The 25731-nt window shown below is 38.0% G+C and carries 24 protein-coding genes, 1 pseudogene, 1 riboswitch and 1 other annotated feature; of the genes and pseudogenes, 6 read left to right on the plus strand and 19 right to left on the minus strand.

What is annotated here, in order from left to right; genetic code table 11:
* Positions 1 to 38 precede the first annotated feature (38 nt).
* The 7 genes from leuS to MHH81_RS14535 form a co-directional block, all read right to left on the minus strand.
* Positions 39 to 2450 carry a leucine--tRNA ligase gene (leuS, locus tag MHH81_RS14505; RefSeq protein WP_340922441.1) on the minus strand — a complete coding sequence of 804 codons (2412 nt, stop codon included), beginning with the start codon at positions 2448 to 2450 and terminating at the stop codon, positions 39 to 41.
* A gap of 43 nt (positions 2451 to 2493) precedes the next feature.
* Positions 2494 to 2707 (minus strand) — a binding site (T-box leader).
* Positions 2708 to 2750: 43 nt separating this feature from the next.
* Positions 2751 to 3518, minus strand: a complete 768-nt coding sequence (locus tag MHH81_RS14510) for a 3-hydroxybutyrate dehydrogenase (protein WP_340922443.1) — start codon at positions 3516 to 3518, stop codon at positions 2751 to 2753.
* A gap of 47 nt (positions 3519 to 3565) precedes the next feature.
* On the minus strand, positions 3566 to 4894 hold the full coding sequence (locus MHH81_RS14515; RefSeq protein WP_340922445.1) for a GntP family permease: 1329 nt from the start codon (positions 4892 to 4894) through the stop codon (positions 3566 to 3568).
* A gap of 34 nt (positions 4895 to 4928) precedes the next feature.
* Positions 4929 to 5588: a 3-oxoacid CoA-transferase subunit B gene (locus MHH81_RS14520; RefSeq protein ID WP_340922447.1), complete on the minus strand. Its 660-nt coding sequence runs from the start codon at positions 5586 to 5588 to the stop codon at positions 4929 to 4931.
* Between the two features lie 16 nt (positions 5589 to 5604).
* A complete protein-coding gene (locus MHH81_RS14525) occupies positions 5605 to 6294 on the minus strand; it encodes a CoA transferase subunit A (protein ID WP_340922449.1) in 690 nt (229 codons plus the stop codon).
* A 230-nt stretch (positions 6295 to 6524) separates the two neighbouring features.
* Positions 6525 to 7868, minus strand: a complete 1344-nt coding sequence (locus MHH81_RS14530; protein WP_340922451.1) for a sigma-54 interaction domain-containing protein — start codon at positions 7866 to 7868, stop codon at positions 6525 to 6527.
* 233 nt (positions 7869 to 8101) lie between these two features.
* Positions 8102 to 9271 carry an MDR family MFS transporter gene (locus tag MHH81_RS14535; RefSeq protein WP_340922454.1) on the minus strand — a complete coding sequence of 390 codons (1170 nt, stop codon included), beginning with the start codon at positions 9269 to 9271 and terminating at the stop codon, positions 8102 to 8104.
* A 122-nt stretch (positions 9272 to 9393) separates the two neighbouring features.
* Here MHH81_RS14535 and MHH81_RS14540 point away from each other — a divergent pair, with 122 nt between their 5' ends.
* From MHH81_RS14540 to MHH81_RS14555, 4 genes are all read left to right on the plus strand, one after another.
* Positions 9394 to 10353 (plus strand): TIGR01212 family radical SAM protein, encoded by a 960-nt coding sequence (locus MHH81_RS14540; protein ID WP_340922456.1) that lies wholly within the window; start codon positions 9394 to 9396, stop codon positions 10351 to 10353.
* Positions 10350 to 10919: a class I SAM-dependent methyltransferase gene (locus MHH81_RS14545; RefSeq protein WP_340922457.1), complete on the plus strand. Its 570-nt coding sequence runs from the start codon at positions 10350 to 10352 to the stop codon at positions 10917 to 10919. The genes MHH81_RS14540 and MHH81_RS14545 overlap by 4 nt, the downstream gene beginning before the upstream one ends.
* 69 nt (positions 10920 to 10988) lie before the next feature.
* A complete protein-coding gene (locus tag MHH81_RS14550) occupies positions 10989 to 12071 on the plus strand; it encodes a type III polyketide synthase (protein WP_340922459.1) in 1083 nt (360 codons plus the stop codon).
* 1 nt (position 12072) lies between these two features.
* Positions 12073 to 12615: an isoprenylcysteine carboxyl methyltransferase family protein gene (locus tag MHH81_RS14555; protein WP_340922460.1), complete on the plus strand. Its 543-nt coding sequence runs from the start codon at positions 12073 to 12075 to the stop codon at positions 12613 to 12615.
* Positions 12616 to 13856: 1241 nt separating this feature from the next.
* Here the strand turns inward: MHH81_RS14555 and MHH81_RS14560 are convergent.
* Positions 13857 to 15179, minus strand: coding sequence for an NAD-dependent malic enzyme (locus MHH81_RS14560; protein ID WP_340922462.1), 1323 nt, complete (start codon positions 15177 to 15179; stop codon positions 13857 to 13859).
* A gap of 139 nt (positions 15180 to 15318) precedes the next feature.
* Positions 15319 to 16110 carry an alpha/beta hydrolase gene (locus MHH81_RS14565; protein WP_340922464.1) on the minus strand — a complete coding sequence of 264 codons (792 nt, stop codon included), beginning with the start codon at positions 16108 to 16110 and terminating at the stop codon, positions 15319 to 15321.
* Between the two features lie 109 nt (positions 16111 to 16219).
* On the opposite strand from MHH81_RS14565, the gene MHH81_RS14570 reads away from it, so the two are divergent.
* On the plus strand, positions 16220 to 16732 hold the full coding sequence (locus MHH81_RS14570; protein WP_340922466.1) for a gamma carbonic anhydrase: 513 nt from the start codon (positions 16220 to 16222) through the stop codon (positions 16730 to 16732).
* Between the two features lie 296 nt (positions 16733 to 17028).
* Here the strand turns inward: MHH81_RS14570 and MHH81_RS21390 are convergent.
* Positions 17029 to 17139 (minus strand): annotated as a pseudogene (locus MHH81_RS21390) (RHS repeat-associated core domain-containing protein); the annotation flags it as partial.
* Between the two features lie 104 nt (positions 17140 to 17243).
* Positions 17244 to 18440 (minus strand): methionine adenosyltransferase, encoded by a 1197-nt coding sequence (gene metK / locus MHH81_RS14580; protein WP_340922468.1) that lies wholly within the window; start codon positions 18438 to 18440, stop codon positions 17244 to 17246.
* Positions 18441 to 18640: 200 nt separating this feature from the next.
* A riboswitch (SAM riboswitch) is annotated at positions 18641 to 18758 on the minus strand.
* Positions 18759 to 18951: 193 nt separating this feature from the next.
* Between metK and pckA the strand changes: the two genes are divergently transcribed.
* Positions 18952 to 20538 (plus strand): phosphoenolpyruvate carboxykinase (ATP), encoded by a 1587-nt coding sequence (gene pckA, locus MHH81_RS14585; RefSeq protein WP_340922470.1) that lies wholly within the window; start codon positions 18952 to 18954, stop codon positions 20536 to 20538.
* Positions 20539 to 20663: 125 nt separating this feature from the next.
* On the opposite strand, the gene MHH81_RS14590 is transcribed toward pckA, so the two are convergent.
* From MHH81_RS14590 to MHH81_RS14625, 8 genes are all read right to left on the minus strand, one after another.
* Positions 20664 to 21113, minus strand: coding sequence for a hypothetical protein (locus MHH81_RS14590; RefSeq protein WP_340922472.1), 450 nt, complete (start codon positions 21111 to 21113; stop codon positions 20664 to 20666).
* A 3-nt stretch (positions 21114 to 21116) separates the two neighbouring features.
* Entirely contained in the window at positions 21117 to 21905 is a 789-nt protein-coding gene (locus tag MHH81_RS14595; protein WP_340922474.1) for an alpha/beta hydrolase family protein, read from the minus strand.
* Positions 21883 to 22356, minus strand: a complete 474-nt coding sequence (locus tag MHH81_RS14600; RefSeq protein WP_340922477.1) for an NUDIX domain-containing protein — start codon at positions 22354 to 22356, stop codon at positions 21883 to 21885. Before MHH81_RS14600 ends, MHH81_RS14595 begins: the two co-directional genes overlap by 23 nt.
* Positions 22357 to 22411: 55 nt before the next feature.
* Entirely contained in the window at positions 22412 to 23062 is a 651-nt protein-coding gene (locus MHH81_RS14605; RefSeq protein ID WP_340922479.1) for a CPBP family intramembrane glutamic endopeptidase, read from the minus strand.
* 880 nt (positions 23063 to 23942) lie between these two features.
* Complete coding sequence (locus MHH81_RS14610; protein WP_340922481.1) at positions 23943 to 24101, minus strand: hypothetical protein; 159 nt, start codon at positions 24099 to 24101, stop codon at positions 23943 to 23945.
* Positions 24094 to 24426: a transposase gene (locus tag MHH81_RS14615; RefSeq protein ID WP_340922483.1), complete on the minus strand. Its 333-nt coding sequence runs from the start codon at positions 24424 to 24426 to the stop codon at positions 24094 to 24096. The genes MHH81_RS14610 and MHH81_RS14615 overlap by 8 nt, the downstream gene beginning before the upstream one ends.
* Before the next feature lie 83 nt (positions 24427 to 24509).
* Positions 24510 to 24683, minus strand: coding sequence for a putative motility protein (locus tag MHH81_RS14620; RefSeq protein WP_340922485.1), 174 nt, complete (start codon positions 24681 to 24683; stop codon positions 24510 to 24512).
* 49 nt (positions 24684 to 24732) lie between these two features.
* The gene (locus MHH81_RS14625; protein WP_340922487.1) at positions 24733 to 25665 is read right to left on the minus strand and encodes a c-type cytochrome; all 933 of its coding nucleotides are present in this window, start codon (positions 25663 to 25665) and stop codon (positions 24733 to 24735) included.
* Positions 25666 to 25731 lie beyond the last annotated feature (66 nt).

A 25731-nucleotide genomic window follows, 5' to 3' on the forward strand; every position in this document is an offset into this window, starting at 1 on the left:
TTAATCTCAAAATTAGAGACTAAGCAGCTTTTGTTTTATCAGATAACGATATTCACCATTTTACCTGGGATTGCAATGATTTTCTTCACTTCTTGCCCTTCAAGCCATTGTTGAACTTGTTCCGAAGCAAGCGCTAATGCTTCCAATTCATCTTTAGTAGCATCTTTAGCAACAAGTAACTTCGCGCGTACTTTCCCTTTAATTTGTACAGGAATTTCCACTTCATTGTCCACTAATTTTGACTCATCAAACGTTGGCCATGCTTCATACGTAATTGTATCCTCATGACCCAAAATACTCCAAAGCTCTTCTGCAATATGCGGTACGATTGGAGAAATTAGTTTCACAAATCCTTCTACATACTCTTTTGCGATACGTTCTGCTTTATATCCTTCATTAATGAATACCATCATTTGTGAAATAGCAGTATTATAATGCATTGCTTCATAGTCTTCTGTCACTTTTTTGACTGTTTGGTGATACGCTTTTTCCATATTTTCCGAGGAAGTATCACTAACTTTAGCGCTAAGCTTCCCATTCTCATCGACCAACAAACGCCAAATGCGATCTAGGAATCTTCTTGATCCGTCAAGTCCGTTTGTGGACCATGGTTTAGAAGAATCAAGTGGTCCCATGAACATTTCATATAAACGAAGAGAATCGGCACCATGACTTTTCACGATATCATCCGGATTCACTACATTTCCTTTTGATTTAGACATTTTTTCGTTATTCTCCCCAAGAATCATGCCTTGGTTAAATAGCTTTTGGAATGGCTCTTTCGTTGTGACAACACCAATGTCATAAAGGAATTTATGCCAGAAACGCGCGTACAATAAATGCAATACAGCATGCTCTGCTCCACCTACATAAATATCGACAGGAAGCCAGCGTTTCACTAGTTCTGGATCAATTAGCGCTTCGTCATTGTTAGGATCGATATAACGTAAGTAATACCAGCAGCTACCTGCCCATTGTGGCATCGTATTAGTTTCACGACGTCCTTTTTTCCCTGTTACTGGGTCTACAACGTTTACCCATTCTGTAATATTTGCTAGTGGTGATTCACCTGTTCCACTTGGCTTAATATCCGTTGTTACTGGCAACATTAGTGGTAGTTCGGATTCATCTACTGCTGTTGAAGTGCCATCTTCCCAATGAATAATTGGAATTGGTTCACCCCAATAGCGTTGGCGGCTAAATAACCAGTCGCGTAGACGATACGTAATTTTCTTTTCACCTTTTCCGTTTGCTTCAAACCATTCAATTGCTTTGGCAATCGCTTGTTCTTTGTTTAAACCATTTAAGAAGTCTGAGTTAATAAGTGTACCATCTTCTGTATAAGCTGCTTCCTCGATACTTCCACCAGAAACAACTTCTACAATTGGTAAGTCGAATTGTTTTGCAAATTCATAATCACGCTCATCATGTGCGGGAACTGCCATAATTGCACCTGTTCCGTATGTCGCCAATACATAATCAGCAATCCAAATAGGCATTTTTTCTCCGCTTACCGGATTGATTGCATAAGCTCCAGTGAATACACCTGTCTTATGTTTTGCAAGGTCGGTACGCTCTAAATCACTTTTCAGTTTTACTTGATCTTTATAAGCTTGCACTGCATCCATCTGTTCAGTAGTCGTAATCGCATCTACTAGCTTATGTTCTGGCGCCAATACTGCGTAAGTTGCACCAAAAATAGTATCTGGGCGAGTTGTAAAAGCACGGAACGATTCATTCGTGCCGTCTACTTCAAAGTCTAGCTCAGCACCTTCTGAACGGCCAATCCAGTTACGTTGCATTTCTTTTAAGCTTTCTGGCCAGTCAAGGTCATCTAAATCTTCTAAAAGTCTATCTGCATAAGCAGTTATACGAAGCACCCATTGACGCATTGGGCGGCGTTCTACTGGATGTCCCCCACGCTCTGATAATCCATCTATTACTTCTTCATTTGCCAAAACAGTTCCTAATGCAGGACACCAGTTTACTGGCACTTCATCAACATAAGCTAACCCTTTTTTGTAGAGCTGGATAAAAATCCATTGCGTCCATTTATAGTAAGATGGATCAGTCGTATTTACTTCTCTATCCCAGTCAAATGAAAAACCAAGATCTGTCATTTGGCGTTTAAATGTAGCGATATTCTTTGCTGTAAATTCTGCAGGGTCGTTACCCGTATCGATTGCATACTGCTCTGCAGGAAGTCCGAAAGCATCCCAACCCATCGGATGAAGTACGTTATAGCCTTGCTTACGTTTGAATGCACTTAAAATGTCTGTCGCAATATAACCAAGTGGATGACCAACGTGCAAACCAACTCCAGAAGGATATGGGAACATATCTAATGCATAAAATTTAGGTTTCGAAGGGTCATCGATCATTTTATACGTCTTGTTTTCATTCCAATAATTTTGCCATTTTTTTTCGATTACTTCATGATTAAAGCTCATTATAAATTCCTCCTCAAATTAAAAAAACTCGCCCCTTAAAAAACTAAGGGACGAGAGTATATACTCACGCGGTACCACCCAAATTAGTGAAAACTTCACTCAACTTGATTCCTTAACGCGGAAAACGGTATAAGCTACTTTTCGTTCACTTATACAGACTCTAAGGCGAGTTCAATAGGGCATTTCACTAACTTTCACCAACCGTTAGCTCTCTAAAGAAATACAGTCTATTTACTAATCCTTGTCGACGTCTTGCTATTACTTCGTATTTTAGAGGAAATATCATGAAATAGCAAGTTTTTATTGCGCCGTGTATCCACCATCTAATACAACCGCTTGACCCGTCATTCCTTTTGCCGCATCACTTGCTAAAAATAAGGTTAGATCAGCAATTTCCTTTACATCTAACAAACGTTTCTGCGGAACTAAAGGAAATAATACTTCCTCTAGAACGGATTCAACTGGAACATTACGTGTGCTTGCAAGATCCAGGAATTGGTTACGTACAAGTGGTGTATCCACATATCCTGGGCAAACTGCGTTTACTGTAATTCCATCGGCAGCTGTTTCCAGTGCAGCAACTTTTGTTAAACCAATTACACCATGCTTGGCAGAATTATAGGCTGCTTTTCCAGCAAAGCCGATTAGACCATTTATAGAAGCCATATTGATGATTCTTCCAAAGCCTTCCTTACGCATATGTGGGAGAACATGCTTAATTGCCACAAATGGAGCTGTTAGCATAATTTTCACTAATAGTTCGAAGCGTTCTGTTGGGAAGTCTTCTAGCATTGCAACGTGCTGCATTCCAGCATTATTTATTAATATATCAATTCGTCCATACTCTTCTAACGTTCTATTAATAGAATGGATAATATCTTCTTCGTTTGTCACATCACATTTCACACCAAGTACATCATTACCTAGTGATGATGCAGCATCCTTAACCTTCTCTTCATTAATATCAGTTAAAACAATCTTCGCACCAGCTTTATAAAATTCCTGCGCAACTTCAAACCCTATCCCTTGCGCTGCTCCAGTGATGAGAAGTACTCTATCTTTTACCATACGTTTACCTCCAAAAATCAGCCATTAAGCTCTTTGGGCTGAAAAAATTAAATACCTAAACCAAGCGAGAATAATATAATTGCAATAGCTGTTCCTAGTGCTGGCACTACTACAGTTGTTGCTCCAACGGACCAATATGCTGCACTATGTTTTTCTCCACAGATTGATTGAATGGTAGTTACAACGTATCCATTGTGCGGCAGTGAATCAAGTGCACCAGATGAAATAGCGACTACCCTATGCAACGCCTCTGGATTTACGCCCATATCCATATAATGTGGTGCCAATAATGGTAAAGCGATTGTTTGACCGCCAGAGGAAGAACCAGTCATACCAGCAATTACGGATACCGCAATAGCAGCCCCGATTAAAGGAGAGCCTGGGATATTTGTCATTGCTTCAACAGCAGTTGTGAATGCAGGTACATTTTTTGCAACTCCTCCGAATCCAACAACAGCTGCAGTATTACCGATTGCAATAATTGCCCCGACAGTACCTGCTGAAAATGCCTCCCAGAAATCTTTCGAATACTTTCTGCCTACAAAATAAGTTGCGATAACTCCTCCAAGTAGCGCTATAATCAAGGCTGATTGCGCAAGTTTATCATGGAAGATATATGAAATCACTAACACAACAAGCAAAGGAATCATAGCTAAAAATGGATTCGGTAAACTTCTTGTTGTATCAAATGTCGGGTCCGTCTCACGCCCCATAAATCTTTCACCTTTATTAACAGCTCCCTGGATAATACGTTTTAGCCACCAATATCCAAAAATCGCCATAAATGCCGCTACTATAATACTTACTTCCCACCCTGCATAAGCGTTGGTTCCTAAAAATTGAATCGGAATCCAGTTTTGTATTTCAGGAGATCCTGCGGATGTCATCGTAAACGTAACTGAACCTAATGCTAATGTCGCTGGAATAAAACGTCGTGGTAAGTCTGCTTGCTTAAACAATGAAATTGCCATTGGGTATACAGAGAATGCAACAACGAACAGACTTACGCCTCCATATGTAAGAACGGCACAGGCGATAACGATGGCAAGTACTGCAAATTTCATCCCTAATTTATCGACAATCCATTTGGACACTGAATCTGCTGCTCCGCTATCTTCCATGACTTTACCAAAGACAGCCCCTAGTAAGAACATCATATACCAGGACGCTATAAATCCTGTAAAACCTGTCATATAACTTGTTACAAAATCAGCTTCTCCTTCACCAGCCAGCTGCTTAAATAACGGCATCCCACTCGTCAACGCAACTAGCAATGCAGATATTGGTCCTGCTATTAAAATATTTACACCTTTCATAGTCAAGATTATAAGTAAAGCTAAGCCTCCAATAAGGCCGATCATACTTAATGCTTCCATGAACAAATCCCCCCGAATGTTTTATAAAGATGTGTTAAAATCTAACATTTTCTTGCACATTATCTACATTTAATGGAGCTTCTGTGGAATCAATGATGTCTTGTACAGTGAACCCCTCAAACACTTCTCTTAGTACAAGTCCTTCTGGTGTCACTTCAATAGTGGCACGTTCCGTAATAATTTTGTTGACTACCCCTTTACCTGTCAAAGGAAGGGAACATGATTTTTTTATTTTTGGTGAACCATCCTTTGCTACATGATCCATAATAACGATAATTTTTTTGGCACCATGCACTAAATCCATAGCACCACCCATGCCCTTAATCATTTTTCCAGGTATCATCCAGTTGGCTAGATCTCCTTTTTCAGAAACCTCCATACCTCCTAGAATTGCCACATCGACATGGCCTCCACGTATCATGGCAAATGATTCCGCACTTGAGAAGAATGCAGAACCCGGTATCGTTGTCACGGTTTCTTTCCCAGCATTGATTAAATCTGGATCTACTTCTTCTTCTGTTGGATACGGCCCAATTCCAAGCAACCCGTTTTCCGATTGCAACACTACCGTCTTATTTGGTGAGATATAATTGGCAACTAGTGTAGGAATACCAATGCCTAAATTTACGTAATTCCCATCATCAATTTCTTTCTCTGCACGAATTGCAATTCGTTCTCTGCTTGATAAAGTCACTTTACATACCTCCCATCTATGAACGTGTCATTAATCGTTCAATCCGTTTTTCTTGTTTAGCTTGTAACAGTCCTTGTACATAAATGCTTGGTGTATGAATAGTGGAAGGGGCTAAATTCCCTGTTTCCACAATCTCTTCTACTTCTGCAATTGTAAACTTGCCTGCCGCCGCCATCATTGGATTAAAGTTTTGTGCTGTTTTGTTATAGATTAGATTTCCAAATTTATCTGCCTTAGCAGCACGAATAAGAGCAAAATCTGCACGTAAAGATTCTTCTAAAACATACTCTTTCCCATCAAAAATACGAATCTCTTTTCCATCTGCTATCGGTGTGCCAACTCCTGCTGGCGTGAAAAATGCTGGGATACCTGCTCCACCAGCTCTAATTTTTTCTGCAAGCGTTCCTTGAGGAGTTAACTCTACTTCAATCTCACCTGCTAATACTTGTCGTTCAAATTCTTTATTTTCTCCTACATAAGAACCAATCATTTTTTTTATTTGTTTGTTATTCAATAAAAGCCCTAATCCCCATTCATCGACTCCACAGTTGTTTGAAATGACAGTTAAATCCTTAACACCCTTCTCCACTAGCGCAAGAATTAGTTGTTCCGGAATTCCTACCAAACCGAAACCACCGACCATTATTGTTGCACCATCTCGAATTTCCATTACCGCTTCCTCTGCAGAAGAATAAATCGGTTTCATTGGAACGTCCCCCTTACATTATTGACACTATAATAAAAGCGCTTTCATAGGTTATTAAAACATATTCAAAATATTCGAGCAATAGCACATGTGACAACTTTTAGGCTCAAAATTTCCTTTAAAATCTGAAATATTGGAATTTTATTGCGTTAAAATAAAGTTACATTATAGTTTACGGCAAATATAAAATTCCGATTTTCTGGATTATAGTCCAAAAAACCGGAATTAGGTCATAAGTTATATTTTTTTATTTTTTCATAAAGAGTTGATCTACTTATTCCCAACTGTTTAGCAACTAACGCTTTATCAGGTTCTCCTTCAAGTAGATCCCTAAGGATATTTTTTTCTACTTGAACTAAAATATCAGCTAACTTCCCAGTTTCTTGAAAGGAAATAGCATTTCGCTTCTTTACCTGTGTAGGAAGTGCAGCTGGCATAATAATGTCATCCTCTGCTAAATAAACAGCTGCTTGTAAAACATTTTGCAATTCTCGAACATTCCCTGGCCAATGGTAAGATTGAAGTATATCCCTAGTTTTCGTAGCTAACACAACTTTTCTTCGGCCCGCCTGTACAACAAATTTCTGTAAAAAAAAGTTAAGAAGCTCTGTGAAATCCTCCATGCGATCTCGCAGGGGAGGAATCCATAAAGTAATTGCTTGAATACGATAAAATAGATCTTCTCGAAATCTTTTTTCTTCAACAAGCTTGGATAAAGATAGATTCGATGAAGCTAAAATTCGGACATTTACTTTTTCCCCTTGCTCTGAAAGCATAGAAAAAATCTCGCCGTCCTGCATGGCACGCAAAAGCTTGGCTTGCAATGTAAGGGGGAGTGCACTAATTTCATCAATAAAAAGAGTCCCTTTATCCGCTTGCTTATATCTTCCCTTTCGAATTTGTCCAGTTAGGTCATCTATCTTTCCAAACAATTCTTGTTCTAATAACTCTGGTGGCACTGCTGCACAATTTACCTTAACAAAAGGGGCATCTGAACGTTCTGAAAGTTGATGTATACTATGTGCAAATATTTCTTTTCCAGTTCCACTTTCTCCTTCAATTAAAACCGGTAAGTCACTAGGTGCAATCATTTCTACCGTTTCTTTTATTTTGCGCATTGCCGAAGAAGTGCCTTTAATATCCGCTAAACGATACTCCTTATAACTATTGTCCTCTTTGTTAAATTGAATGCGCTCCATTGTTGTTCGAACATGAGAACTTAGCTTTTTCCAATCGGACATATCTCGAAATATTACGCTACCATAAGCCCCAACAATTTCTCCTTCGACAACCAGCGGGACACGATTCGCGAGCATATACGTTCCTTTAATATAGTGAGGGGAAGCAATATGTGCTATTCCCGACTTAATTACTTCATACATTTTTGTATTTTCTATAACATCCTCAACTGGTTGGCCGATTGCATTCTCTCTCTTTACTTCTAGGAAGCGGCAATACTCTTCGTTGATATAGAGTATATTGGATTGCTTATCTACAACAACAAACCATTGGAAAGCATTTTCTAATATTTGCGCAAGCACGGATGCAGATAAGTTTTTCAACAGAGATTCCACTCTATCCCCTCCTTTTTAAACATCTTAATTTTATATTCTCAAATATCAGACAACTAAGCAATTACTAATCTATGAATAGTAAGATTATCATTTAGCTATTATAGATTAGTAAATTAGTAAAAGGGGTTATGCTCGGATAAAATCTAGATTTGTCTGGATTATACCTTACTATGCTCGTTTCAGCGCTTGAATAACAATTACTACTTTCCCAATAACAAAAGCGCATCGAATATTCATTCGGTGCGCTTTTTAAGTGGTAAATCGTAAATGATGGTTGTAAAGATAGCAAAAAACAGCAAGCATGTAAGGATTAGGATCATCATAGGAGTACCGTGAGCTTCCACAAGAATTCCTCCTATAAAAGGTCCGATCATCCGTCCAACTGTCGCCATACTATTTACAATTCCCTGATAAAATCCTTCTTTTCCCTTAGGTGCTAACTGACCTGCTAAGGTTGGTACCGCTGGCCACACAAACATTTCACCAACGGTAAGAATCACCATTGATGTAATAAACATTGCATAGCTTTCTGCAAAAGCTACAACGACAAATGATCCCATGAAAATCACGATACCAATAACCATTTGTGTTTTTATCTTATGCTCTAATCGGCTAATAATCGGTTTGATAAGTGGTTGACCTGCTAATATAAGTGCTCCATTAATCGTCCATAATAAACTATACTGTTTTAGCGAAATGCCTAAATCTAACACATGAGTAGAGATAGTCGAAGTCCACTGTACATATACAATCCACGTAAGCAAATAGCCAACTGACACAATCAGCATTGCATAAAAAGGTGCTTTCTGATTCCTATTCTTTTGCTCATTCGAAACTGTTGCATGTAGATTCGATACCACCGTGATTTTTCGGTAAAAAAACCAAGTAATAAATAAAAATAATACATATGTAAATAGATTTGCTATAAAAATATTATTTATATTATTTTCCGCCACAAGACCTGCAATAGCTGGTCCAAGGGCCACCCCAAGGTTTTGTGCCAAATAAATGGCATTGAAGGCTTTTCTCCCGCCTTCTGGCCAAACACTTCCAACCATCGCATACATGCTAGGAAAAATAATCCCTCCACTAAATCCTAAAATTGCAACAAACCAAATATATTCTGGCCATCCATGCCAAAATATTAAGAATGCTAAAGCAATTATTGAAAAAATAATACCGATCATAATGGATTTATAACCACCAATACGGTCAAATAAAAATCCACCTAACAAGTTACCTATGACCCCAGCACCAGCATTAATCATTAAAACAATTCCAGCCATCGTGAGAGTTTGTCCAAGATAATCATGTATATAAATAGTATGTAAAGGCCACAAAAATGAATTTCCCATCGTATTAACAAACATTCCTACTATCAAAAACCATACAGCTTTTGGCATTCTACCACCTCTTTTCTCCCTACGCTCAGAATAGTGTATTCCTTTTCGCAGAACACTTCAAGAAGGTTTCACAAAAATTTAAAAAGACGTGTTAAAATAATCCTGTTAAGGAGTGAATGAACATGGAGAAAAACAAACTTCCTTTTCCATCTGATGGAAAACGATATTATACATGGAATCGTTATTTACGAAATATATTTGATATGAAAATTTTTAAAGTAGCATTAGACGCTGGGTTTGATTGTCCCAATAGAGACGGCACTGTGGCTTATGGAGGATGCACATTTTGCAGTGTAGCTGGTAGTGGAGATTTCGCTGGAGATAAAGTAGATCCGATTCCAGTACAATTTGGAAAAATTAAAGTAAAGATGCATGAAAAGTGGAAAACAGGAAAATATATCGCATTCTTTCAAGCATACACAAATACGCATGCTCCCCTTCCAGTACTCAAAGAAAAATTTGAAGCAGCTCTTGCTTTGGAAGGGGTTGTGGGGATTTCGATTGCTACACGACCCGATTGTTTACCAGATGACGTAGTGGAATATTTAGCCGAGTTAAATAAGCGTACTTATTTATGGGTAGAGCTTGGTCTTCAAACGGTGCATGAAAGAACAGCAAAGCTTGTTAATCGTGCACATGACTATGCTACTTATGTGGAAGGGGTAAACAAATTAAGAAAGCATAATATCCGAATATGCACGCATATTATCAATGGCTTACCTTTAGAAGACCGCGACATGATGATGGAAACAGCTAGAGAAGTAGCCAAACTTGATGTGCAAGGTATTAAAATTCATTTACTTCATTTGCTTAAAGGAACTCCAATGGTCAAGCAATATGAAAAAGGAATGTTGGATTTTATGGAACGAGATCCCTATATTCAGCTCGTTGCAGACCAATTAGAAATCTTGCCACCAGAGATGATTATACATCGCATTACAGGGGACGGACCTATTGATCTAATGATTGGACCTATGTGGAGTGTCAACAAATGGGATGTGCTAAATGGAATTGATGCAGAGTTAGCAACTCGTGATAGCTATCAAGGGAAATTTTTTGAAAAGGCTGGTGCCTTAAAATGAAATTAAAACGAATACTGCCATATGCGAAAGAATTATTAACTAGTGTTATTGAAGCAGGTGATTCCGTAGTGGATGCAACTGCAGGCAATGGACATGATACATTATTTTTAGCTGAGTTAGTAGGTGAAAATGGACATGTATATGCATTTGATGTACAAGAAGAAGCCATTCAAGCTACTGCAGAAAAATTGGAACAAGCGAATTTGAAGACACGCACGATACTTATTCAAGATGGCCATGAAAATGTTTCGAATTATGTACATTCCGAAGTGTCTGCAGCCATTTTTAATTTAGGATATTTGCCCGGCAGCAGTCAAGACGTCGTGACAAGAGGAGCATCTACTATTCAGGCAATTGAATCACTTCTAGATCTATTAAAGATTGGGGGATTAATTGTTTTGGTAGTTTATCATGGGCATGAGGGTGGTAAACAGGAAAAAGACGAAATAATATCTTTCGTACAGCAGTTACCTCAATCTTTTGCACATGTGCTATCTTATCAATTTTTAAATCAACATAACCACCCACCTTTTATTATTGTAATTGAAAAAATGAAAGCTAATTAAATCTAAATATACATCTTTGTATATATAGAGAGAATATGGAGAAACTAACACTAAAAAAGGAGAATTGCCTTGCCCAAAATTACTTCTGTTAGTACATATAATCCTCCGTATGCATTAGAACAATCAAATATTGAACAACTTACAAAAGAGCTTTTTCAAGATAAAATTGCACAGCTTGAACGCTTATTAAAAGTATTTGAAAATGGGGATATTAAAACTCGTAATTTTTGCGTTCCATTAGAATGGCATCAGACAGAGCATTCTTTTGAAGAACGCAATAATATATATATAGACTTGGCTACCAAATATAGCGTAGAAGTAATTCGAGCATGCCTTCAAAACAATTCTTTCTTAGAAAATGCCATTTCTCCCGAAGAAATTGACACAATTATCTTTGTAAGTAGTACCGGAATATCTACTCCGAGCATTGATGCACGTGTGATGAACCATCTTCCCTTTTCAGACAGGATGAAACGGATCCCAATTTGGGGGTTAGGTTGTGCTGGCGGTGCTGCTGGGATTAGCAGAGCATTTGACTATTGTAAAGCCAATCCCACTGCAAAAGTACTTGTTGTATGTGTGGAACTTTGTAGTCTTACCTTCCAACCGAATGACTTTTCTAAAAGCAATCTAATCGGTGCATCTCTTTTTGCAGACGGAGCAGCTTGTGCTTTAGTTTGTGGAGATGAAGTAAAACTTACAACAAAAAAAACCGTCCCTTATATTGTAAATACAGCCTCTAAGTGGATGCCTGATTCCGAAGATGTCATGGGTTGGGATATAAAAAACAATGGATTACATGTAGTTTTCTCGAAAAGTATTCCTTCTATTATTTCCAGTTGGCTTGGACCATTCATAGATGAATTCTTAAACGAACAGGAAATAAGAAAAGATCAGCTCGTAAATTTTGTTGCTCATCCTGGAGGAAAAAAAGTACTGGAAGCGTACGAAGATACCCTTCAATTAGCAGAAAATCAAACCTCTATTTCTCGAGAAGTGTTAAAAAATCACGGCAATATGTCCTCTCCAACCGTTCTCTACGTATTAGAACAATTTATGATGCAGGATAATAATCCAGATGACTACGGTTTATTAGTGGCATTAGGTCCTGGATTTTGCGGAGAAGCACTTTTACTAAAGTGGAGGGATTAAATTGTTATTTTTCATTATCATTTCTCTAGTCATCACGCAAAGATTAATTGAGGTTTTTGTCGCCAAACGAAATGAAAAGAGAATGCTTACTCAAGGGGCTTATGAGGTGGGTGCTTCGCATTATCCATATATGATTGCTCTTCATGTTAGCTTTTTTGTTTGCCTGATTGCTGAAGTGTTAATCTTTAACCGAGGCATATCTCCTTTATTTCCGCTGTTTTTTCTAATCTTTCTATTTGTGCAAGCCCTGCGGATTTGGTGTTTAACTTCTTTAGGTCAATTTTGGAACACTAAAATCATTATTTTACCTGGTGCCAATGTGGTAACAAAAGGACCATATCTTTTTATACGACATCCAAATTACGTAGTCGTTTGTATTGAAATCGCTCTATTGCCACTCATGTTTCAAGCATACTTAACTGCTATCTCTTTTACTTTATTAAACCTTGCTATGCTTTCTGTTCGAATTCCACTTGAAGAAAAAGCTTTAATGGAAGCTACTAATTATACGAAAGAATTTAAAAAGAAGATTTCGGCTTCATAACCTAAATCTTCTTTTTATTGTATTATTTCAATTGCTCCTGCGCAAAGCTCGCCGCAAATATATAGTTATACTTGCAACGACACGTGTTGATTAACCAAGAGTACCCAGTAAATTGCTTATTAAAATGGTGATAACACACTAAGCACTCTATATTAGGTGCTTTTGGAGTGTTTGGAACGGAACGAGTTCTACACCATTACCTGGATTTCTTGATGGGGCTGTCCCTAAAGTCATACATTGACTGAGAGATGGTCCCTTTTCCAATGTATTGATTTCCGTTCCAGACGGACGCTTTCCGCGGGCATGGCTTCAGTCTCCTCAGGCCAACACGATGTTGGTCACAAAGGCGTTGCCACACGAGGTGGCGTTCTTAGCCTTTGTTCCTTTGTTCGCTCCTGCGGGGCCTTCAGCTCATGCACCTGCCGCTTCGCTTTCGGTGCAGAAAACATTTGCTATTCCCGCTGGAGTCGCCGTCTTTCACTACAATTAATTACCTACAAAAAATAGTAGTTTTAATAAAAATTATACAAAAAAACAGGTGTAGAAAAAGCCTCGTTTTTCTACACCTGCTTCAATTTATGGGCTTATTGGACAGCCCCATTTTTTCGATAATCGTGTGGTAGCCGTTCGTCCGTCACTCTCCACAGCTACTTGTAATAGAAGTACCAAAGCTTTTGGAAATGAAAGAATAGCCACTTTCCTATTTATACAGTAAGCAGCCAAAGATGCAATTTTGGCTGCTCAGTCTTTCTCTATCGTATTTCCGCCTTTTCGATTGGAAGGAAGTGTCCCTTTTCTATATAGCATCAGCCTATTGCTGTCATTAACTTTGCCAAAATAAGCAAGGAACGCATGATAGAAATCGATAGAGTGCCCGAAATTGCATCTTCGGACACTTCCACTATGAATAGAAAGGTAGCTATTCTTTCTTTTTCCAAATCCATTTCGGTTTTCTTTTGAGCGTTGTAGGTACGTAACGGAGGCCTGCACGATGCAGGTCACACAGTCGTTGCGACACGATGTCGCGTACTTAGACTGTGCTCCTTTAAATATCCACAACAGGATGATCGAAAATAGTGTAACAGGAACTGACGGAGTCACTTCCTGCTACACTTAGCCCTCGGTTATGATGTAGTGATCATTTCGTCCAAAGCGAACCGAAAACGTACAAGTGCAAATTGGATAATCAACAGCCGTGACTTGCAACAAAACTTCCTCTGATAATCTGTAAATTTACTACCTTAATTATTGATTTGGTTATTGGATGCTTCTTCAACCGCTCTGGCTACTAGATGATGTACTGTTGGATCTAGTGGATTAGGTATTAATTCGCCAGGTTTTGTATGTGCTACTATTGCTTGTGCTGCTGCAATTAACATGGAATATGTAATTTCCTTTGCACCTGCATTTAATGCTCCTTTAAATATACCAGGGAAGCCGATCACATTATTTACAGAACGACCATCGGCTGCAAACGCTGCTCCGGCTGCAATTGCGGCAGATGGAAGAATCTCTGGGTTCGGATTTGAAAGTGCTAAAATAATTTGACCTTGGCGAACCATCTCTGGCTTAATAAGACCAGGAACCCCAGTTGTAGCGATAATTATATCGCATGTTTGCATCATTTCTTCTAGTGATGGAATTGTTTGTCCACCATATCCAATTAAGCGATTTTGAGCTTCTTCCTGACGATCAAGACCATAAACCTCTTCTACACCATATGCCATTAACATACGACAAATCGCAAGTCCAGCTGCTCCAAGACCAATTTGACCTATTTTGGCTTTTTTCACGTCTACATTCGTCGCCTTACAAGCTGATAAAATTGCTGCCAAAGCAACTACAGCTGTACCATGCTGATCATCATGCATAACCGGTATAGGAAGTTCTGCTTTCAATCTTTCTTCAATTTCAAAACAATGTGGAGATCCGATATCCTCTAGTAAAATAGCTCCGAACCCTTGATGAATACGTTTAACTGTCTCCACTACTTCATCCGGATCACTAGTGTTTAATAAAATCGGTATACCGCTTAGTCCAACAAATTGGTCTAATAATACCGCTTTTCCTTCCATAACAGGCATTCCAGCAACTGGACCGATATTACCTAATCCTAAAATAGCTGTTCCATCCGTTACAATTGCAACTGAACTCCCAATTGACGTAAAGTAGTTTGCTTTTTCAGGATTGTCTACAATATCCAAACAAACACTTGCAACACCAGGTGTGTAAATTCGTTGTAAATCTCCTAGTGAGCGAACATCTAATCTACTCTTCATAGCTATTTTACCACCTTCATGTGCTTTCAACACATCATCAGTGACCGCATGAATCTTTACTCCATTTTCAATAGCTTGAATATTAGTAATAACTTCATCCAATTGATTTTTAGATTTACATGTGATTGTAATATCTCGAATAGTTGTTAATGCTCCACTTTTTAAAGTAGTAATGTCCCCAATATCTCCTTCAGCCATCCCAATTGCAGTAGCAACTTTAGCAAAGTTACCAGGCTTAGAAGGTGTTTCTACTATTATATTACGAATGATATGTTGGTTTTCCATGTCAAATCTCCTTAATTTTTCTCTATTTACATCATTGAATTATAACATAAAAGAATCTTCATTCGAAAAGAATGAAGATTCTTTTATGTTTTGAAAATAGTAATTTCTCTCTCCTTCATTTTACACTTAAAATGAGTTATTAAACAATATATCCAATAGATCTTAGGACATTATTGATAAACGAATGTGAGTAAGCAAAAATTTCTTCTCTTTCAGGTTCTTGATATAAATCATGGAAACAATTTTTCCACTCTTTAAATTGATATTCTGAAAGCTCTTGCTGTTTCAACCAACTTGCTGAAGCTTTTGTGTCCGTAACTTTGTCTCTTTCGCCAGTCATTAATAATAAAGGAACATTGGGTATGGAATTCGTAGATTGAACTACCGTTTTCATAAGATGTTGGAGTTCTTTATACCAATCATTTGTTATAAGTGTACGATAAGAATAATCATCTACAAATTGTTGATACACTTCATAGTTTCTTGTTAAATCATTTAACTGTATATCATGCTTAATTTTTTGCTGAACCGATAATTTTGCTAAAGTATTTGTCCATTTAGACGGCATTTTTTGCAATTGCAACCATGGCGAAGTCAGAATAACTCCTGCGTACTCTATTTCTAATTTGCGCAAAACTTTTACTAACAATGTGGCACCGAGGCCATGTCCTAGTAGGAATATTGGAAGATCATAAGCTACCGCAACTTGAAGAGCTTGTTTTATGTACTCTTTATACTGTTCAAAGGTTTCATCATGAAGGACTTTAGCTTTGTTAAGCTCACCGTGACCAGGTAAATCACCCATGACAATGTGGTAATTGGAACTTCTTAGTTTTTCAATGAGCCAAGCATATCTTCTATGATGCTCATATGCACTATGAACAATGACTATGACGGCTTTTGGTTTTTCTTCTGTTTCCCATTTCCACATGCACATCACACCTCTTTTCTATCACTCTATACTCTGTATAATTTGTTTCTTTCCAACTGTTTGTTTGATACCATTAATTATATTCTATTTTATAAGGAGCGTGTATATCTTGATTTATCCATATAAAGACAAAAAACCAACAATTGATGAATCAGTGTTTATAGCTGATTATGTCACAATAACAGGTGATGTGACAATCGGACCAGAGTCTACAATTTGGTTTAATACGGTAATTAGAGGTGACGTTGCTCCTACTATTATTGGACGAAAAGTGAGCATACAAGATTTAAGTTGCCTTCATCAAAGTCCAAATAAATCACTTATTATAGAAGATGAAGTGACCATTGGACATCAAGTTACTTTACATAGTTGTATTGTTCGAAAGGGTGCCTTAGTCGGGATGGGTTCGATCATATTAGACGGCGCAGAAATAGGAGAAGGAGCATTCATCGGAGCAGGGAGTCTTGTACCTCCTGGAAAGAAAATTCCACCTAATTCCCTTGCTATGGGGAGCCCAGCGAAAGTTGTACGAGAATTAACGGATGCTGATAAAGAAGATGTACAACGTATTATTCGTGAGTATGTAGAAAAAGGGCAGTATTATAAATCGTTACAGGGATAAAAAAAGAGCAAGCGCCCTTTAAGAACAAAACCTATTTTCTTTCATTTCCGGAGGGCTTTGAACAGACTTGTTGCCATATTATTACCGTTTGATTTTTGTGAGAGGCTGTTCGTGACTGACGTCACGAACAGCCTCTTTTTTCTTCTCGGTAATCTTATGGCATTTGTCCGTCTGTCGCACTCCTACAACTTTCGAAAATAGGTTAATGCCTTTTTGGATAAAAAGAAGAGACTCTTTCCTATTCCTATTGCAAGCTCCCGAAGATGCAATTTCCGCTTCATCTACTTTTAATACATTCCCCATGCATCGTATTCATAAGTCGCTATCTTCTCACCGTTTTGATCGGTTAAAGCAATGACACTTCCGTGCGCGTTGTAATGGTAGAAGAAGGTTTGAGCGTCTTTTTTTTATAAGAGTAACTGCCATTTACCGAAAGTTATATTCCATGAGAAAACTATACCAAAAAAGCGATACTTCCCTATATTTCTCAAGGAAAGTATCGCTTTTTTAATTATAGACCAGCTTTTTCTTTTAAAGCTTCTGCTCTATCTGTTTTTTCCCATGGTGCGTCGATGTCTGTACGACCGAAGTGACCATAAGCTGCAGTTTGTTTGTAAATTGGGCGACGTAAGTCTAGCATTTTAATAATTCCTGCTGGACGAAGGTCAAATAGTTCACGAATATGCGCTACTAATTGTGCCTCTTCTACTTTCCCAGTTCCAAATGTATCTACAGCAATAGATACAGGTTGTGCTACACCAATTGCATATGCTAATTGTACTTCGCAACGATCTGCAATTCCAGCCGCCACAATATTTTTGGCAACATAGCGAGCAGCATATGCAGCAGAACGGTCCACTTTCGTTGGATCTTTACCTGAGAATGCACCACCGCCGTGACGAGCGTATCCACCATAAGTATCTACGATGATTTTACGACCTGTTAAACCAGCATCTCCTTGAGGTCCACCAATTACAAATCGGCCAGTTGGATTGATAAAGTATTTTGTATTTTCATCGATTAAATGAGCAGGAACAATAGGTTTGATTACTACTTCTTTTAAATCTTTTTGAATTTGCTCTAGCGTTATTTCTGGATGATGTTGTGTAGAAATAACAATCGTATCAATACGAACTGGATTATTATTCTCATCATATTCCACTGTTACTTGCGTTTTACCATCTGGGCGTAAATAATCTAATGTTTCATCTTTACGCACTTCTGCTAAACGACGTGCCAGTTTATGCGCTAAGCTAATTGGAAGCGGCATAAGTTCTGGTGTTTCATTACAAGCATAACCAAACATTAGACCTTGGTCACCTGCACCGATTGCTTCAATGTCTGAATCCGTCATAGATCCTTCACGAGCTTCTAAAGCTTGGTCAACACCCATTGCAATGTCAGCAGACTGCTCATCAATTGAAGTTAAAACTGCTGAAGTTTCAGAGTCAAAACCATATTTTGCACGAGTATATCCAATTTCTTTAATAGTAGAACGAACCACTTTAGGGATGTCTACATAAGTAGAAGTTGTGATTTCTCCTGCAACTAATACAAGACCAGTAGTAACGCTTGTTTCACAAGCAACACGTGCATTTGGATCTTCCGTTAAAATTGCATCTAAAATAGCATCAGAAATTTGATCACAGATTTTATCTGGATGCCCTTCTGTTACTGATTCCGATGTAAATAATCGACGTTGTGTCATAGATTGTTCCTCCTATATCCTGCGAGATTTCTCTCAAGAATTGATACGGTACTCATTCCCATGTCAAGCCATTTCAATTAGATTAAACTTGAAGCCGTTTCGGACTTGGCACACAAGGATAAAGGGCGATGTTAAATAAAAAAACCTCCCGCTCACGCAAAAATACATGAGGAAAGGATTAATATCATAAGCACCTTTCACTCTTATCAATCAAGGGATTTCACCTTGTCTCAGGTTGGGCACCTTTGTAATGAAATTGCTAATTACAGGTTGCCGGGTTTCATAGGGCCTGACCCCTCCACCAGCTCGGGATAAGAGTATCCGTTCAATTTACCATCATACGTACTTAGTAAGTAGAAGTCAAGCGTTATTTTGAAAAGTTTTCACATATGCAAAAAATATTCAATTCATTAGTGTAGACTAATTAGTTAAATGTGTTATACTATTTCACATATCAATGAAAAATCCTCTAAACAAGAGGCAATAATTAAAAAAAGGATGGTAAGACAACATGAATTCAATCGATACTGTGAGTGAACTGAACGAATTGTTAGCTGGTAACAACATTAGCGTTCAATTATCAGTACCACAACTTGTAGAAAAGGCAACATCTAGAGGAGAAGCAGTTTTAACTTCTACTGGAGCGGTAAAAGCAGAGACAGGTAAATACACAGGTCGTTCTCCACAAGATAAATATATTGTTGAAGAAGCTATCTCCAAAGATAAAATCGATTGGGGTTCAGTAAACCAACCTATCTCCTCTGAAATTTTCGAAGCATTATATATTAAAGTGACAGAGTATTTAAAGGAACAAGATGAATTATTTGTATTTAAAGGATTTGCTGGTGCAGACAAAGCATCCCGTCTAAGCATTCAAGTAATCAATGAATATGCATGGCACAATTTATTTGCACATCAATTATTCATCCGCCCTTCATCAGAGGAGCTTTCATCTCACGAAGCGGATTTTACAGTTATAAGTGCTCCTAACTTTAAAGCAGACCCTGCAGTTGATGGAACTAAATCAGAAACCTTCATCATCGTATCTATGGAAAAACGTGTTGTTCTAATTGGTGGTACAGAATATGCTGGAGAAATGAAAAAATCTATTTTCTCTATTATGAACTATTTATTACCAGAACAAAACATTTTACCAATGCACTGTTCAGCAAATGTTGGGGAAGAAGGCGATGTAGCTTTATTCTTCGGTCTGTCTGGAACAGGTAAAACAACACTTTCTGCTGATGCTGGACGACAATTAATCGGAGATGACGAGCATGGTTGGTCAGATAATGGTGTATTTAATATAGAAGGTGGATGCTATGCAAAATGTATCGACCTAACTCGTGAAAATGAGCCACAAATCTATGACGCGATTACATTCGGTACTGTTTTAGAGAACGTAGTAGTTGATGCAGAAACTCGCATTGCAATCTATGCGGATAACTCTTTAACTGAAAACACACGTGCAGCATACCCAATCCAAAATATCGAAAACATTGTAGATCCTTCTGTAGCAGGTCACCCTAACACAATTGTTTTCTTAACTGCTGATGCATTTGGCGTACTGCCTCCAATCAGTAAATTAACGAAAGAACAAGCGATGTACCACTTTTTAAGCGGATTTACATCTAAACTGGCAGGAACTGAACGCGGAATCACATCACCACAACCAGCATTCTCAACTTGCTTTGGTTCTCCTTTCTTACCATTACACGCAACTGTGTATGCAGAAATGCTTGGGAAGAAAATCGATGAGCATGGTGCACAAGTATTCCTAGTAAATACTGGTTGGACTGGTGGCGAATATGGAGTAGGTAGCCGAATGAAACTGGCTTATACTCGTACAATGGTTCGCGCTGCAATTGACGGAAAACTAACTAATGTAGAAACAGCTAAAGATGAAATATTCGGTCTTGAAATCCCTACACATATTGAGGGCGTACCATCTGAAGTATTAATTCCACGTAATGCATGGGCAGATAAAGAAGCTTACGACACAAAAGCTGCGGACCTTGCACAAGCTTTCCGTGAAAACTTTAACAAATTCGGTACAGTATCAGAAGACATTTCGCTTAAGGGCGGTCCAATAGCATAATCATCCTCAAGCTAGCACAGTTATTGTGCTCCGTTGGGTGCAAGTTGTTATCACCTTAAGTAAGTGCAAATAATACAAAAAGGGATGCCCTAAAGCCGTTTTTAAACGGCATTTAAGGCATCCCTTTATTCTTCATAATCATCATGGAAATTTGAGATAGATGATCTAGGAAAAAGTGCAGAAAACTCCGTTGCTTTTTCTTTATCCACATTGTACAAAGTAATTTCAGAGCCATAATGACCTATTTCTAATCGTTCATCACCATTCACGTGAAAAAACATTTTAAACCATTTTAAGCCACCTTTCGGATCTATAGAATAATTACAGAAGAAAAGGCGATTATCTTCACTTAAATTGATCGTAAATACTTTCATTAAACCTTCATTTATTACGTTTACTGCCTTTGCCCCTAATTCATTCACTACTTCCTGCTCTTCCATCCAACAATGTATTATTAATTCAGTAAATTCAGTAGTGTATTGTTCCCATATATTTTTCCAAAAACTAGTATCAACTGGACATGAAGACTTTCCTTCTACACTACTCGATTCAATTGTAACGGTAATATTACCCATTAACTAATCCCCTTTCTGCATTTTCATCCACACACATGCATCCTTCACCACTTGGCGGTTCACTTTGCTCGGGAAAAAATGCGTAAATTCAGGGTAATACCATGTTTCTACCACTTTGTTATTCCTTAATAATGCTTCTTCTAAGGCTTGAGCATGCTCAAATGAAACATTTGTATCCTGAAGCCCATGAATTATAAGCGTGGATGCGTGGATTTCCTCGATGAGCGCAAGAGCATTTCTGATTTCATATTCGTCTACTCGATTGGCCGGTGTACCACCAATAACACGCTTCATCATTCTTCTCATATCTTGTCTTTCCTCATAAGTTAAGAAAATATCCGATACTCCCGCCCAGGTTACAATGCTCGTAATATCTTTCCGCAGTATCGCAGTCCAAAGAGCCATGATCCCTCCACGAGAAAAAGCAAATAAATGAATGCGACTTGGTAGACAAAACTGTTTTAGAACATCCACTGCATAAACGGCATCCCAGCGATCCTCCCCACCAAATTCGTCCCTACCTTCTCCTCCACGATTTCCTCGGTAGTATGGCGCAAAGACAATGAAACCTTCGGATGCAATTTGAGCAATACGAGCAGGTCGAACCATCCCTATGCTTTGCATGCCTCCTCTACAATATAATATCCCTTCATACTTACCTTCCTTTTTAGGCGTTGCGAGTAATCCTTTCACTCTCAACCCACATGACCAATATGTAATTTCAGTTAAGCGGATATGTGGATTAGGAGATGGATACACACGAACTTTCTCAATTTCTCCATTTCCCTTCATACGTACTCACCTTTTCTAAGATTACTTTCATTCCATCATCCTTCATATGAAAACTTAAGTTATTACAACGTAATAATTCATCTGTCGATAACCATACTGCTCCCTCTGTTTCAAAATTCGTACCTTCATTATTAATATAGCCAACATGTGCAATAAAAACCGCCTTACAAAAAGGTTTCTTATCATATACAAGGTATTCAGCCAACCACTCTACGTGACGAATTGTCACATTCGTCTCTTCTAGCGTTTCTCTTATCGCAGCTGCTTCAAGTGTTTCATGCGCCTCCACTTTCCCACCTGGAAACTCAATTCCTCGTTTCGGATGCTTCGTTAATAACCATTTGTTGTTGTGTTTCGCTAGGACTAGCACATGCATTGGTTTGATAGGAAATGTGCCTTTTTCAAATGATAATTCCACACGTAGGTCATTTAAATCTTGGAAAGAAACCATGCTCTCATCCTCCCTTTATATTGTTTATAAAAAGTGTAACATACGTAAAAGTAGATTAAAGAATAATATTCCAATACACGAGCATGATTCCAATATCAGCGAGACAATGACTAATAATGGATGCGGTAATAGAATTTAATAGGAAGCGAAAAATCCCCCACATTATGCCTGCAAGAAATACTGGAATAACTGCCAATGCATTGAATGGAAAACTAAAAATCTCTATGACAACCATAAGATGATACAAGCTATAGAAAAAAGAAGTAATTACAATAGTTTTTACACTACCCATTTTAGGAAAAATTCGATTGTATATAAACTCTCTCCAATAAAACTCCTCCAAAATAGGATTGATAAGAATTAATACTAATATAAGCAATATAACCTTTCGACCTATAAAGTCCCATTCAATAAGCTGTCTGCGTAATTGCGCTATATCCAAAACAGACGATTGATGAATAGCGACGAAGCCATAAATCGCCAATAAACAGATTAACCCGCTACTAATCCCCACAACAATTGACCTTTTGGAAAAAAGAAGTTGGAGAGGATACCTAAACTCTTTGTTCCAATAAGTAACTATAAGGGGAATAAACAATAACCATCCGTAAAAAAGAAAAAAGGTTATTGTGACATTATCTAAAATTGGTAGACCTACGAATATCATGGCAGTAGGTGCTATTAATAAAATAATTTGTCTTATCATAATTTCTCCTACTTTTCGGTTTTTGGTGTAAGTTAAATCTTACTAAATGGCTTGGCTCTGTTATACGATTATGTAGTTAACCGCTCAAAATCCGCTCACTTTCCGCAGACGAACTGCTAAGCCTATTATAAACTAGAAAAGCGCATTGCACCCTTTAAGTGCAAAACCTGTTTTGCATCGTTTTCGGAGGTCTTTGGACAGACTTATTGCTATATCATTACCGATTGATTTTTAAGAGAGGCTGGTCGTGACTTACGTCACGACCAGCCTCTCTTTTCTTGGTAATCTTATGGCGTTTGTCTGTCCGTCGCCCTCCTTCAACAGTACGAATAAGGTTTAGATCTTTTTGGATAATGAGTGAAAAGATGCTTTCCAACTCATAAAGAAAGCACCCGAAGATGCAATTTCGGGTGCTCTAATGCTCCTCTATACAATAGATGCTAACTATTTTAGTCATATACTCTTTACCAGTATAAGAAAATTAGCAGAAATGCTCTTCTTAAAGATTCTCGCTAGCTAACAGGTCCATCCCCTCTACCTTACCTTTTATACAACCCACTGCATATTCCTATCGTTCAAAGTACCAGTGACTTTATGCACTCAAAAACTATATACTTCCTTATCTTTTAGTTGTCCTTTCTTTTATGATTGATTTGAAAACATTTACTTGATTGTAGTGGAAGGTGGCGACTCCAGCGGGATGAGTGAGACAGATGAGACATCACAACGGACGCGTGAGCTACGGTGATGGCTCATCGCTCACCCCGCGGAAAGCGTCCGCCTGGAACGGAAATCAGCAGTATTTATCGAACGGAAAATTATATACTTTCTTATTCTTTGGAAAAAAGACTTAGCAATAATGCTAAGTCTTTATTGTTACTTAATCCTTTTCTTGATCTAATTTGTAATGTCCATTTCCTTCTTCTCTATTTTGTGCAATATTTACTTTTGTTTTGATTTGAGGGGATTGCTTTAATAAAGGAGCGATATTACGATAATTTGAGTTCTCGTTTCCTTTTCGGTTAATGTTTTTACTCAACGAACTCCATCCTCCTTTCTTGAAAATATGGTAGTTGCTCGATAAATGATCTGGATTCAGGATTGCAAAATTCATGAATCAACGCATATACTTTCTTCATTCTTATGTCATATTGATCATTTTCTTTATCATGATGATAAAGCTTGATCGGAATATGTGATCGCCAAAAATCTTTTATTTCTACAACATTTAGTTGGTCGAAAAGCTTGTCAAACACAGGAATAATTTCCTGATTTGCGTTTATTTCAAATTCCCAAGGAGATTCATCGGGATAAGCATACACTTTTCGATGGACAACAGATACGTACACTTTGCTTACTGTCATTATTTTCACACATCCTTTTAACGTAGTATGCGTAAAAAGTAAAAAAGCATGCACCAAGAAAATTGGGGCATACTTTTTTACAATTAAGCTTGAACGTCTACAACCGATCCTTTATAAGGATGCGATGCTTGAGGCATATCTTCTAAAAGTTGTACTGCAGCAACCGTTTCCATATTTAGTGCATTTTGCAACACACTCATTTGAACGGTTTGTTGTAGCTGCATTAACTGAGAAGACATAATGGAATTAATGTCCATAGTCATTCCTCCTTCTTACATGCATATTATCGGCTAATCTAACAATTTATTAATTCTTAGACAATACTTCGTCCCAGTTTACTGTTCCATCTTTCACTTTTTCACGAAGTTCTTTGTTCATTATATCTTTCGGCTTACTACCATTTGGCCAATCTTTATCGTGATTTTTCCATTCTGGTCGATCCTGAGATAATATATAAGCTGCTAAATCTGCAGAATCTTGATCTGTTAATGTTCCTTCTCCACCTGCTGGCATATTATTTTTTATATACCCTGCCATTTTTGAAATACGTGCAAGTCCCGCTCCATCATTGAAAGAGTTATCACCCCATAAAGCCGGCCCAGTATTTGGACCAGTCCCAGCTCCGTCTCCAGCATGACAAGCTATGCATGATTGTTGAAATAATTCTTCTCCACTTGAAACACTTGGAGTAGGCACGTCATCCATAGAATTTGTATTTCTCCACGGGATATCGGCTCCAACTGGAATTCCTTCTGAAATATATGTAAAATATGCTACCATTGCTTTTAACTCTTCGCTATTTGCCTCAAATTTTTCCCCGTTCATACTTCTTACCATACACCCATTAATACGATCTTCTATTGTCACAATTTTGCCTGAACGCTCTATATATTGTGGATAAACAGCTGTGACTCCAACGAGTGAAGATGAATTTTGATCTAATCCAGCTCCTGCATGACAACTTGTACATGATAAGTTATTTCCTACATAAGGATCCGCCACAGAATATGTTTCATTCACCAAGTCGTAACCATAAGTAATAGCTTCCCCCAATGGGCCTTCTGGTACGTCTTCCATACTTGGTGGGTTATAAGCAAGAACCTCTTTGCTAGATTCACCGTTTGAGGATGCTACTTGCTGTTCGGGTATTTCTACGCTCATTTTGTCTGTTAGCATCACAGCTCCTATGATTGTTCCTATAAACAATAACCCCAATGCAATTCCTATTCCGTTATTCATGCTTATCTCTCCTTTCATTGCTTAATTCAAGCATAACAAAAGAGAGTGTACTCAGATGTGACTTAT

The sequence above is a fragment of the Psychrobacillus sp. FSL H8-0484 genome (assembly GCF_038005325.1).
Classification (GTDB): domain Bacteria; phylum Bacillota; class Bacilli; order Bacillales_A; family Planococcaceae; genus Psychrobacillus.

Bases quoted from the DNA above. Each gene is read 5' to 3' on its own strand.
- leuS (WP_340922441.1), bottom strand. From the start codon at position 2,450: ATGAGCTTTAATCATGAAGTAATCGAAAAAAAATGGCAAAATTATTGG.
- MHH81_RS14510 (WP_340922443.1), bottom strand. From the start codon at position 3,518: ATGGTAAAAGATAGAGTACTTCTCATCACTGGAGCAGCGCAAGGGATA.
- MHH81_RS14515 (WP_340922445.1), bottom strand. From the start codon at position 4,894: ATGGAAGCATTAAGTATGATCGGCCTTATTGGAGGCTTAGCTTTACTT.
- MHH81_RS14525 (WP_340922449.1), bottom strand. From the start codon at position 6,294: ATGAAACCGATTTATTCTTCTGCAGAGGAAGCGGTAATGGAAATTCGA.
- MHH81_RS14535 (WP_340922454.1), bottom strand. From the start codon at position 9,271: ATGCCAAAAGCTGTATGGTTTTTGATAGTAGGAATGTTTGTTAATACG.
- MHH81_RS14540 (WP_340922456.1), top strand. From the start codon at position 9,394: ATGGAGAAAAACAAACTTCCTTTTCCATCTGATGGAAAACGATATTAT.
- MHH81_RS14545 (WP_340922457.1), top strand. From the start codon at position 10,350: ATGAAATTAAAACGAATACTGCCATATGCGAAAGAATTATTAACTAGT.
- MHH81_RS14560 (WP_340922462.1), bottom strand. From the start codon at position 15,179: ATGGAAAACCAACATATCATTCGTAATATAATAGTAGAAACACCTTCT.
- MHH81_RS14565 (WP_340922464.1), bottom strand. From the start codon at position 16,110: ATGTGGAAATGGGAAACAGAAGAAAAACCAAAAGCCGTCATAGTCATT.
- metK (WP_340922468.1), bottom strand. From the start codon at position 18,440: ATGACACAACGTCGATTATTTACATCGGAATCAGTAACAGAAGGGCAT.
- pckA (WP_340922470.1), top strand. From the start codon at position 18,952: ATGAATTCAATCGATACTGTGAGTGAACTGAACGAATTGTTAGCTGGT.
- MHH81_RS14590 (WP_340922472.1), bottom strand. From the start codon at position 21,113: ATGGGTAATATTACCGTTACAATTGAATCGAGTAGTGTAGAAGGAAAG.
- MHH81_RS14595 (WP_340922474.1), bottom strand. From the start codon at position 21,905: ATGAAGGGAAATGGAGAAATTGAGAAAGTTCGTGTGTATCCATCTCCT.
- MHH81_RS14600 (WP_340922477.1), bottom strand. From the start codon at position 22,356: ATGGTTTCTTTCCAAGATTTAAATGACCTACGTGTGGAATTATCATTT.
- MHH81_RS14605 (WP_340922479.1), bottom strand. From the start codon at position 23,062: ATGATAAGACAAATTATTTTATTAATAGCACCTACTGCCATGATATTC.
- MHH81_RS14615 (WP_340922483.1), bottom strand. From the start codon at position 24,426: ATGACAGTAAGCAAAGTGTACGTATCTGTTGTCCATCGAAAAGTGTAT.
- MHH81_RS14620 (WP_340922485.1), bottom strand. From the start codon at position 24,683: ATGGACATTAATTCCATTATGTCTTCTCAGTTAATGCAGCTACAACAA.
- MHH81_RS14625 (WP_340922487.1), bottom strand. From the start codon at position 25,665: ATGAATAACGGAATAGGAATTGCATTGGGGTTATTGTTTATAGGAACA.